This is a genomic window from Dactylosporangium sp. NPDC049525 (assembly GCF_040676755.1).
Lineage (GTDB): Bacteria > Actinomycetota > Actinomycetes > Mycobacteriales > Micromonosporaceae > Dactylosporangium.
Window position 1 is genome coordinate 55,438 of sequence record NZ_JBFAPO010000041.1, and the last position, 9,806, is coordinate 65,243.

General features: G+C 72.0%; 9 protein-coding genes. 7 read left to right on the forward strand and 2 right to left on the reverse strand.

The genetic code is table 11. The features are described 5' to 3' along the window. The first annotated feature begins 101 nt into the window (after positions 1-101). The 4 genes from AB0K00_RS39780 to AB0K00_RS39795 are packed head-to-tail and all read left to right on the forward strand — an operon-like array spanning position 102 to position 3,901. Positions 102-2,522, forward strand: a complete 2,421-nt coding sequence (locus tag AB0K00_RS39780; protein ID WP_363532020.1) for a nitrate- and nitrite sensing domain-containing protein — start codon at positions 102-104, stop codon at positions 2,520-2,522. Then, positions 2,523-2,945 (forward strand): roadblock/LC7 domain-containing protein, encoded by a 423-nt coding sequence (locus tag AB0K00_RS39785; RefSeq protein WP_363532023.1) that lies wholly within the window; start codon positions 2,523-2,525, stop codon positions 2,943-2,945. Further along, the gene (locus tag AB0K00_RS39790) at positions 2,932-3,315 is read left to right on the forward strand and encodes a DUF742 domain-containing protein (RefSeq protein ID WP_363532026.1); all 384 of its coding nucleotides are present in this window, start codon (positions 2,932-2,934) and stop codon (positions 3,313-3,315) included. The genes AB0K00_RS39785 and AB0K00_RS39790 overlap by 14 nt, the downstream gene beginning before the upstream one ends. Further along, the gene (locus AB0K00_RS39795; protein WP_363532029.1) at positions 3,296-3,901 is read left to right on the forward strand and encodes an ATP/GTP-binding protein; all 606 of its coding nucleotides are present in this window, start codon (positions 3,296-3,298) and stop codon (positions 3,899-3,901) included. The genes AB0K00_RS39790 and AB0K00_RS39795 overlap by 20 nt, the downstream gene beginning before the upstream one ends. Here the strand turns inward: AB0K00_RS39795 and AB0K00_RS39800 are convergent. Further along, positions 3,855-5,156 (reverse strand): FAD/NAD(P)-binding protein, encoded by a 1,302-nt coding sequence (locus tag AB0K00_RS39800; RefSeq protein WP_363532032.1) that lies wholly within the window; start codon positions 5,154-5,156, stop codon positions 3,855-3,857. The two genes, AB0K00_RS39795 and AB0K00_RS39800, sit on opposite strands and share 47 nt — an antisense overlap. Before the next feature lie 115 nt (positions 5,157-5,271). On the opposite strand from AB0K00_RS39800, the gene AB0K00_RS39805 reads away from it, so the two are divergent. Both AB0K00_RS39805 and AB0K00_RS39810 read left to right on the forward strand, forming a co-directional pair. Next, complete coding sequence (locus tag AB0K00_RS39805; protein WP_363532035.1) at positions 5,272-6,837, forward strand: amino acid permease; 1,566 nt, start codon at positions 5,272-5,274, stop codon at positions 6,835-6,837. 132 nt (positions 6,838-6,969) lie between these two features. Beyond that, positions 6,970-7,422 carry a hypothetical protein gene (locus tag AB0K00_RS39810; RefSeq protein WP_363532038.1) on the forward strand — a complete coding sequence of 151 codons (453 nt, stop codon included), beginning with the start codon at positions 6,970-6,972 and terminating at the stop codon, positions 7,420-7,422. Here AB0K00_RS39810 and AB0K00_RS39815 read toward each other — a convergent pair. Continuing rightward, positions 7,419-8,075 (reverse strand): hemerythrin domain-containing protein, encoded by a 657-nt coding sequence (locus AB0K00_RS39815; RefSeq protein ID WP_363532041.1) that lies wholly within the window; start codon positions 8,073-8,075, stop codon positions 7,419-7,421. The genes AB0K00_RS39810 and AB0K00_RS39815 overlap by 4 nt on opposite strands. A gap of 102 nt (positions 8,076-8,177) precedes the next feature. On the opposite strand from AB0K00_RS39815, the gene AB0K00_RS39820 reads away from it, so the two are divergent. Further along, on the forward strand, positions 8,178-9,806 hold a 1,629-nt coding region (locus AB0K00_RS39820; protein ID WP_363532044.1), incomplete at its 3' end, for a BTAD domain-containing putative transcriptional regulator.

Here is a 9,806-nt window from a genome sequence, read left to right on the forward strand (position 1 = left end):
TTTGGGACGGGGACGACCTTGTTGATGACTTCCCCGCCTGTGTGTCCGTATCATGCCCGAGACGCGCCACCCCCCTTGTCGACGCGACCCACGAGGATCACATGAAGTCCCGCACGTGGAGAATCCGCACGTGGTCGATCCGCGCCAAGATCGTCACCCTGCTGCTCCCACCGCTGTTGTCGCTCGTCGTGCTATGGGTCTTCGCGACCAGCCTGACGTCGGGTGCGGTGGTCGAGCTGTTCGACGCGCAGACCTATTACAAGCTGGCCGCCGAGCCGGCCGAGTCGGTGACCGTCGAGCTGCAGCGGGAGCGGAAGCTGTCCCTGGTGTACCTCGGGTCCGGCCGGGCCGAGGGGAAGCCGGAGGCGGCGCTGCTGGCGGAGCAGCGGCGCAAGGCCGACGCGGCGATCAGCAACTTCCGGACCCTCGCCGGTCGGGACGACACCACGGACGCGATGCCGGCGGCGGCGAGGGGCCGGCTCGCCGAGATCATGGTGGCGCTCGACGGGATCGTGTCGGGGCGGTCGGGGATCTCGCTCGGGCAGGTCGACCGGTCCGGCGCGATGGAGATCTACAACGGGCCGATCGACGCGATCTACCGGTGGTACAACGCGCTGCCCGGCGTCAGTGACGCACAGCTGGGCAAGGACGCCCGGACGAACATCGCGATGAGCCGGGCCCGGGAGCTGCTCGCCCGGGAGGACGCGCTGGTCAACGGCGCCGCCGCGGCGGGCAAGTTCATCCGCACCGAGGCCGCCGACCTGATCGCAATGATCGGCGCCAAGCGCAACGCGTACGCGGAGCAGTCGGCCGAGCTGCCGGAGGCGGTGCAGCAGACCTACCGCGACATCGTCGCCGGCGAACCGCACAAGCGGCTGACCGACTTCGAGAACCGGATCATCTCCGAGGGCAGGTCGAACGCCGCCGTCCCGGTCGACATCACCGCCTGGCGGGACGCGTATGACAAGCTCGCCGAGCAGCTGCGCAAGCTGGACCTGCAGTTCGGCGACACGATCCTGGTGCGGGCCGAGCCGGTCGGTGTGGCCATCGTGGTCCGGCTGGTGCTCGCCGCGGTCCTCGGGCTGCTCGCCATCGCGGTCTCGATCGTGCTGTCGATCCGGATCGGCCGGTCGCTGATCAACCGGCTGACGGGTCTGCGGCAGGACGCGCAGATCCTCGCCGACCAGCGGCTGCCGGAACTGGTCGGCCGGTTGCGGCGCGGCGAGGAGTTCGACCTGGCCGAGGCGGCGCCGCCGCTGGAGTACGGCACGGACGAGATCGGCAAGGTGGGCAACGCGTTCAGCGCCGTGCAGCGCACCGCGATCGAGTCCGCGGCGCACGAGGCGCAGCTGCGGCGCGGCCTCAACGAGGTCTTCCTCAACATCGCCCGCCGCAGCCAGACGCTGCTGCACCGGCAGCTGGCGCTGCTGGACCGGATGGAGCGGCGTACCGGCGACCCGGAGGAGCTCGAAGACCTGTTCCGGGTCGACCACCTGGCGACCCGCATGCGCCGCCACGCCGAGGACCTGGTCATCCTGGCCGGTGCGACCCCCGGCCGGGGCTGGCGCAACCCGGTGCCGATGATCGACGTGATCCGCGGCGCGGTGTCCGAGGTCGAGGACTACGCGCGGGTGGGCTTCCTGACGCTGCCCGAGGCGTCGCTGGTCGGCCGGGCCGTCGCCGACGTCATCCACCTGCTCGCCGAGGTGATCGAGAACGCCACGTCCTACTCGCCGCCGCACACCCGGGTGCAGATCAGCGGACAGCTGGTGCCGAACGGGTTCGCGGTCGAGATCGAGGACCGTGGCCTCGGCATGTCGCCGGAGGCGATCGAGGAGGCCAACCAGCGGCTGCTGCACCCGCCGGACTTCGACCCCGCCAACAGCGCCCGGCTGGGGCTGTTCGTGGTGGCGCTGCTCGCCGCCCGGCACGGGGTGCGGGTCACGCTGCGTTCCTCGCCGTACGGCGGGGTGACCGCGGTGGTGCTGATCCCGCCGCACCTGATCACCGGCGCCACCCCGGAGCTGACCGCGCCGACCGCCTCTGAACTGGCCTCGGAACTCGCCGCTGAGCTGGCCGGCGAGCAGCCGGACGGCGCCGACGCGGTCCTGCGGGTCGGGCCGGCCGACGTGGTCCGGCCGGAGACGATCGAGCCGCCCGTGGTCCATCGCGGGCTGGACGTCGAGGCCGAGGTGCTGCCGGAGCCGATGGCGGAGCCACAAGCCGAAGCTGCCCTGGTACCGGCGCCGCGGGCGGAACCCGAGGAACCCCTCGACCTGACCGACGACGGGCTGCCCAAGCGGCGCAGGCAGGCCAGCCTCGCGCCGCAGCTGCGGGAGCGACCCGAGGACGAGCACACGGTGGACGGGATCCCGGCGTCACAGTTCGCGGCCGCGACGGCCGGCGGCAGGTCGCCCGAGCAGACCCGCGCGATGATGACGTCGCTGCAGGCAGGGTTCACCCGGGGGCGCCGGGAAGCGGCGCTCACCGACGATCAACCCACACTTGAAAGGGACGCATAGGTGGCACAATCGACGAGTCGCACCGGCAAGCTCGACTGGCTCCTCGACGATCTCGTCGACCGGGTCGAGTCGGCGCAGCACGCCGTGGTGCTCTCCGCCGACGGGCTGCTCATGGGCGCGTCCACGGGCCTCGGGCGGGACGACGCCGAGCACCTGGCGGCGGTGGCGTCCGGGTTCCAGAGCCTGGCCCGCAGCGCCGGCCGGCACTTCAACGGCGGCGGTGTCCGTCAGACGATCGTGGAGATGGACGCCGCGTTCCTGTTCGTCACCGCGGCCGGGCAGGGCGCCTGCCTGGCGGTGCTGAGCGCCGCCGACTCCGACATCGGCGTGATCGCCTACGAGATGGCGATGCTGGTGACCCGGGTCGGGCAGTACCTCACCGCACCGTCACGAACGGGCGCTCCGTCCGATGCCGCGGGGTGAGCACGACTGGCTCGACTCCGACGCCGGGCCGGTGGTGCGCCCCTACGCGGTGACCGGTGGCCGGGCCAGACCCGCCGTCGGCGGCTTCGACCTGGTCGCGTTCGTCGTGAACGCGACCGACGGGGTGGGGCCGCGGCACCTGCAGCCCGAGCACTATGCGATCCTGGCCCGCACCCGCGAGCCGGTCACCGTCGCGGAGCTCGCCTCACACCTCGATCTCGCGCTCGGCGTGGTGCGCGTGCTGCTGGGCGACCTGCTCCAGCAGGGTCTGATCGAGATGCACGAACCGGTGTACGACCAATCCGTCGGGCCGCAGCGGCCCGACGATCGCATCCTCAAGGCGGTTGTCAATGGTCTCCGATCGCTCTGACGGGCACATCCCGCTGGCGGTGAAGATCCTCATCGCCGGGGGGTTCGGCGTCGGCAAGACCACGCTGGTCAGCGCGGTCAGTGAGATCCGTCCCCTGCAGACGGAGGAGGTGCTCACCAACGCTGGTGTCGGCATCGACGACGTCAACGGGGTGGAAGGCAAGACCACCACGACGGTGGCGATGGACTTCGGCCGGATCAGCATCAATGACGACATCGTGCTGTACCTCTTCGGCACGCCCGGGCAGGACCGGTTCTGGTTCCTGTGGGACGAGCTGGCGCTGGGCGCGCTGGGCGCGGTCGTGCTCGCCGACACCCGGCGGCTCACCGACTGCTTCCCGTCGGTCGACTACTTCGAGCGGCGCAGCACGCCGTTCCTGGTCGCGGTCAACTGCTTCGACGGGGTGCAGAAGCACAGCGCGGACGCGGTCCGCCGGGCGCTGGACCTCGACCCGGACGTGCCGGTGGTGCTCTGCGACGCTCGGGACCGGCGCTCGATCAAGGACGTGCTCATCGCCCTCGTCGAGCACGTGATGACGATCAAGCAGCCACCGGCACTCGAGCCAGCGCGGCGGCCTGGGTTCTGATCTCCGGCACGGCCGTCGTCTCCCACCAGGCGCCGCGGCGGGTCGGCCCGATCGCGACGATGCGGTCGGACGCCTCGCCGTCCCGGTCGACCAGGCGGCCGTGCCCGTCGACGTCGAGGCCGGTGCCGGTCGGGTCGCGCCGGGCCAGGCCGTCGTCGAGCAGTGCCCGGCCGAGCGTGCTGGTGGCCGCGCCGCCGGGGCCGGTGCAGTTGACGATCGCGCCGACCGGCCAGCTCTCGTCCTTGTGCTTGAAGCGCAGCGTGACCACGAAGCCCCGCTCGCCGCGCCGGATCGAGTGGATGGCCGCCGCGTGCGTGAACAGGGCGCCGCTGTCGCGCAGGGCGGTGACCCGCGACGCGACCGTCGGCGCCATCCGGTGCCGGTGGATCTCCCAGTACGCCGCGACGTGCTGCAGCAGCCGGCGCCGAGCGTCCACGGACAGCTGCCACCACAGCTGGTCGAGCTGGGGTCGCAGGGTGTCGACGGCGCAGCGCCAGTCGGGTTCGGTCGCCGCGTACCGCCGGATCGCCCGCAGCAGGCCGCCCGCGTCGGTGCCGTGGTGGGCGAAGGTCCCGGTGGCCTTCGGCTGGATCTCAAGATGCGACTGGGGCAGCAGCCCGCGGCGGGACACGGCGTGCAGCGGCGCCCGCCGCCCCCGGTTGCTCAGCGACATCGCCACGTCCAGCGCGGTGAGCCCGGTGCCGATCAGCAGCACCGGCACGTCGCCCGGAACCCGGTCGAGTGCACCCGGAGTCCACGGGTTTCCCACATAGTAGGGATGGGTGCGCACGGCCGAGGTGATGGACAGCGGGCCGGCCGGGGCGCCGTGGCCGAGAGCCAGCACCACCCGGTCGGCGGACACGGTCTGCCCGCCGCGCAGCACCACGCGTGGCGATCCCGGCTCGGTGCCGATGCGGATCGCCACGCCTCGCACGTGCTCGAACTCGACCCGCGACAGCCGGTCGTGCAGGTAGTCGCCGAACACCGCGCGCGGCGCGAAGTCCGCCGGTCCGATGGGGAGTCCCTGGTCCCGGCACCAGTCGACGAAGTCCGTGGGCACGTCGGCGAGCGCGCTCATCGCCGCCGCGCGCGAGTTGAGCAGGTGCGTCGGGTCGGTGGTCCGGTATGCCGCGCCGCGACCGAGCGTGTCCGTCGGCGCCGGGTCGACGAGCACCACCCGGTCCTCGGGGCCGCTGAGATGGATCGTCGTCAGGGCGCCGCTACAGCCTCCACCCACGACCACTGTGGTTTTCATGCCCACACCTAATTTCTATCTAACCGATAGGTTTTAACGATACTAGACGCAGGTCCTCGGGTGTAGAACCCAGATCCTCCGGGCATGTCGGTTTTGAGCCCCTGGAGGTGCACCGATGTCGATCTTTCGGACCAAGTCGATCGAGCAGTCGCTGCGAGACACGGACGAACCGGGCAGAGGACTGCGCAAGAACCTGTCGGCGTTCCACCTGACCGTCTTCGGCGTGGGTGTGATCATCGGCACGGGCATCTTCGTGCTGACCGGCCAGCAGGCCGCCCGCAACGCCGGACCGGCGATCGTGCTGTCCTTCGCCCTGGCCGGCGTGGTGTGCGCCCTCGCCGCCCTCTGCTACGCCGAGTTCGCGTCCAGCGTGCCCGTCGCGGGCTCCGCGTACACCTTCTCCTACGCCACCCTCGGGCAGTTCGTCGCCTGGATCATCGGCTGGGACCTGTGCCTGGAGCTGGCCCTCGGCGCCGCCGTGGTGTCCCGCGGCTGGTCGGCGTACCTGCAGGAGCTGCTGAACCTGCCCACCTGGCTGGCCGGCGACGACGCGATCCCCGACTTCGGCGCCGCGTTCATCGTCGCCGCCCTGACCGTCGTGGCCGTCCTGGGCGCGAAACTGTCCGGGCGGGTCACCGGAGTCCTGGTCGTCGTCAAGGTCGCCGTCGTCGTGTTCGTCATCGGCCTCGGCCTGTTCTTCGTCAAGGCCGCCAACTACACGCCGTTCATCCCCGCCGCCGAGCCCAGCGAGAAGGTCAGCGGCGGCCAGGCCCCGCTGCTGCAGATCCTCGCCGGGATCACCCCGCAGCACTTCGGCTGGTTCGGCATCGTCGCGGCCGCCTCCATCGTCTTCTTCGCCTACATCGGCTTCGACGTCGTCGCGACCACCGCCGAGGAGACCCGCAACCCGCAGCGGGACGTCCCATGGGGCATCATCGGCTCGCTCGTCATCTGCGGCGTGCTGTACATGGCGACCGCGTTCGTGGTCACCGGCATGGTCCCGTTCGAGCAGCTCGACACCGCCGCGCCGCTGGCCAAGGCCTTCGACCTCGTCGGGCAGGGCTGGGCCGCCGACATCATCTCCCTCGGCGCCGTGTGCGGCATCACGTCGGTCATCCTCGTGCTGCTGCTCGGGCAGGCCCGGGTCACGTTCGCGATGGCCCGCGACGGGCTGCTGCCGCCGGTCCTCGCCCGGGTGCATCCCCGGTACGGCACGCCGTGGGTCATGTCGACCATCACCGGCGTCGTGGTCGCCGTCCTCGCCGCGTTCGTCCCGCTGTCGGAGCTGTCGGAACTGACCAGCATCGGCACGCTGTTCGCGTTCGTGCTCGTGTCGATCGGCGTGATCGTCCTGCGCCGCACCCGGCCCGACCTGCCGCGGGCCTTCCGGGTGCCGGGGGTGCCGTGGCTGCCGGCGCTCAGCGTCCTGGCCAGCGTGTGGCTGATGCTCAACCTGCCGGTCATCACCTGGGTGCGGTTCCTGGTCTGGATGGCCGTCGGCCTGGTGCTCTTCTTCGTGTACGGCATGCGCCGCGCCGTCCTCGCCGACGACGCCGGGTCCTCTCCTGCCGGGCCTTCGCCTGCCGGGCCTTCGCCTTCCCCTGACGACGGCGGGCCCGTGACGCCTACCGGGGACGGCGGGCGATCGGATAGCCGGTCAGGACCGGCAGACCGGTCGTAGTGGGCAGGTGCTCGCCGAACCTGTCGCTGAGCAGGGCACGCAGCCGGCGCCGCCGCGGTGGGTGGTTTCTCATACCCACGGGCACGTGTCCCGGGTGGCGCCGGGTTCGCCGGTGCTGGAAAGGTGACAGGTATGAGTGACTTCGGCCTGCAGTCCGACGGTTTCGACCTGGACTTCGACCCGGGCGACCTCGACCCGAACGACTACGCCGACCCGCACGCCGTGTTCGGTGACCAGCAGGGACACGGCGTCGCGGCCGGCCTGAGCCCGGCCGCCGACACCGGCGAGCCCAGCGGCGAAACGGACGGGGAGCCGCCGTCGACCGACGGTCTGGAGACCGCCGGCTACGACAGCGACGGCGACGGCACCCCCGACGTCCTGCTGGCCGATGAGAACCACGACGGCGTCACCGACATCGCGATGTGGGACACCAACGCCGACGGCATCATCGACCAGGTCGCGTACGACCAGGACCACGACGGCAGGATCGACCTGATCTACCACGACGACGACTTCGACGGCGAGGTCGACCGGGTCGAGACCGCCGACGGCACTCAAGAGGTTCCCGGCTACACGTCCAATTAGCTCCCGCGGACCTTGCGCATCTGCTTGGCGTACTGGCGGCGGCCGATCGTGTGCCAGAGGATCCGGGCCGGCACGGGCAGGTGGGACAGGAAGCGCGCTGTCTCGTCCGGCGTGGCCTCCTCCAGCAGCGCGCCGAGTAGGAACAGCAGCTTGTCCTTCGGCGTGTGCGAGCGGGCCACCTCGCCGAGTTCCTCCCACTCCGCGACGGTGATGTGCTCCGAGATCAGCGGCAGCACCGAGCGCTCCTCCTCGTCGAGGTGCACGAGCAGGTCCTGCCGGTGCTGGTCCATCGCGTCGGCGAGGGCGTCTCGGGCCGGGGCCGACGCGTCCGCCTCCCACGCGGCGAGCCGGTCCATCGCCAGGTGCAGGCCCTCGGCGACGACCTCGTGCTGCTGCTCCATCCGCAGGACGAGGTCCGCGTCGAGGTCGACCCGGGCGAGGAGCTTCGGCCACAGCAGGGCATCCTCGGACGTGTGATGCGAGTGCAGGCCCTTGTCGTATTCGCGGAACATCTCGGCCAGGAGGCGGGCCCGTTCGACATCGCCGGGGCGGACCCCGCGGATCAGTGAGGGCAGCAGCCGCGACTCCCGCCGGAACACGCGGTGCACGACGATCATCTCCTGGACCCAGGGACGCTCGAGGGTGGTGGTCATATCGGTCTCTCCTCAGTCAGCTCGTTCAGTCCCATCACCGTGCGCGGACTGTCTTGTAGCGGTCTTGGAGACCACTTGTGGGCGGCTACGATGGCCCGCGTCATGCTGATGCGGGTGCTTGGACCGTTCGCGGTCGACGTCAACGGCGGTGCGGCCGACCTCGGCGGCCCCCGCCAGCGCGCCGTGCTCGCGTTGCTGCTGTCCGCCGGCGGCGAGGTCGTCTCCGTCGACCGGATGATCGACGACCTGTGGCGCGGCGAGGCCCCGCCGCGGGCGATCGCGTCGCTACAGGCGTACGTGTCCAATCTGCGCCGCACACTCGAACCCGCCCGGGAGCGCCGCGCGCCGGCCCGGCTCCTGGTCAGCGCCCCACCCGGCTACGCGATCCGCGTGCCGCCCGACGCCGTCGACGCGTGGCGGTTCGAGTCGCTGCTCGCCGACGCCCGCGCGGTCCACGCCGACGAGCCGGGCCGGGCCCGGCTGCTGCTGCGCGCCGCGCTGGAGCTGTGGCACGGCGGTGCGTACGCCGAGTTCGCCGAGGAGTCCTGGGCGCAGCCGGAGGCGGCCCGCCTCGAAGAGCTCCGCCTGGCCGCCCGGGAGCTGCTCCTGGACGTCGCGCTGCGCACCGGCGGCGCCGCGGAGGCGGTCGCCGAGGCGGAGCTGCTCACCCGGCACGCCCCGCTGCGGGAGGAGGGGTGGCGGCTGCTTGCCCTGGCCCTGTGGAGCACCGGCCGGCAGGCCGACGCCCTGGCGGCGCTGCGCCGGGCCCGCGCGATCCTCGCCGACGAGCTGGGGCTGGACCCGGGGCCGGCGTTGGTCGAGCTGGAGGCCGCGATCCTCGGGCAGCGGGTCGAGGTCCTCGACAGCCTGCGACCGGCAGCCCGACCTGCTAACGCGCGACCCGCCGATCCTCGACCCGGCAACCTCAGCGGGCGAGCCGGTAACCTCAGCGGGCGACCCGCTGGTCTCACTGGGCGAAGGGTGGAGCCGTTCGGCGGGCGACGGCCGGAGCCGAGTGAACAGTCGGCCGATCCGGTGGCGGCGGGCAGGCTTACCAGCACCTTACCCCACCAGAGCAAGTTGATCTCCGACGTCGTCGCTCCCCGTAGTTTACGCGGCCGGGCCGGGCCGGAAGCAAACCCTGAGCGGCCGGACGAGCTGTTCGTCGGGCGCCGGCAGGAGCTGGCCGCGCTCAGCGTCGTCGCCGCCGAGGCCGTCGCCGCCGGGCCGCGGATCGTGCTGCTCAGCGGCGAGGCGGGGGTCGGCAAGACCAGTGTGCTGGCCCGATTCCGCCAGCAGCTGCTCGACGACGGGTGGCTCGTTGCCGTCGGCAGGTGTCCCGAGGTGGACGGCGCCCCGCCGGCGTGGGCGTGGGTCGAGGCCCTGCGTCAGCTCGCGGCCGCCGCGCCGCCCGCCGACCTAGGGCCCGCGCTCGCGCCGCTCCTCGAGGATACCGACCACGTCCACGGTGACGGCAGCGACGTGGCCGCCGGACGGTTCCGACTGCACCGCGCCGTGCGTGCCTGGCTGCGCCGCGCCGCCACCACCGGACCCACCGTCACTGAACCCACCACGGAGCCCACCACCGGACCCACTTCCGGTCCCACCACGGAGTCCACCATCGGGCAAGCCGCCGGGCAAGCCGCCGGGCAAGCCGCCGGGCAAGCCGCCGGGCAAGCCGCCGGGCAAGCCGCCGGGCAAGCCGCCGGGCAAGCCGCCGGGCAAGCCGCG

Bases quoted from the DNA above. Each gene is read 5' to 3' on its own strand.
- AB0K00_RS39780 (WP_363532020.1), top strand. From the start codon at position 102: ATGAAGTCCCGCACGTGGAGAATCCGCACGTGGTCGATCCGCGCCAAG.
- AB0K00_RS39790 (WP_363532026.1), top strand. From the start codon at position 2,932: ATGCCGCGGGGTGAGCACGACTGGCTCGACTCCGACGCCGGGCCGGTG.
- AB0K00_RS39795 (WP_363532029.1), top strand. From the start codon at position 3,296: ATGGTCTCCGATCGCTCTGACGGGCACATCCCGCTGGCGGTGAAGATC.
- AB0K00_RS39800 (WP_363532032.1), bottom strand. From the start codon at position 5,156: ATGAAAACCACAGTGGTCGTGGGTGGAGGCTGTAGCGGCGCCCTGACG.
- AB0K00_RS39805 (WP_363532035.1), top strand. From the start codon at position 5,272: ATGTCGATCTTTCGGACCAAGTCGATCGAGCAGTCGCTGCGAGACACG.
- AB0K00_RS39810 (WP_363532038.1), top strand. From the start codon at position 6,970: ATGAGTGACTTCGGCCTGCAGTCCGACGGTTTCGACCTGGACTTCGAC.
- AB0K00_RS39815 (WP_363532041.1), bottom strand. From the start codon at position 8,075: ATGACCACCACCCTCGAGCGTCCCTGGGTCCAGGAGATGATCGTCGTG.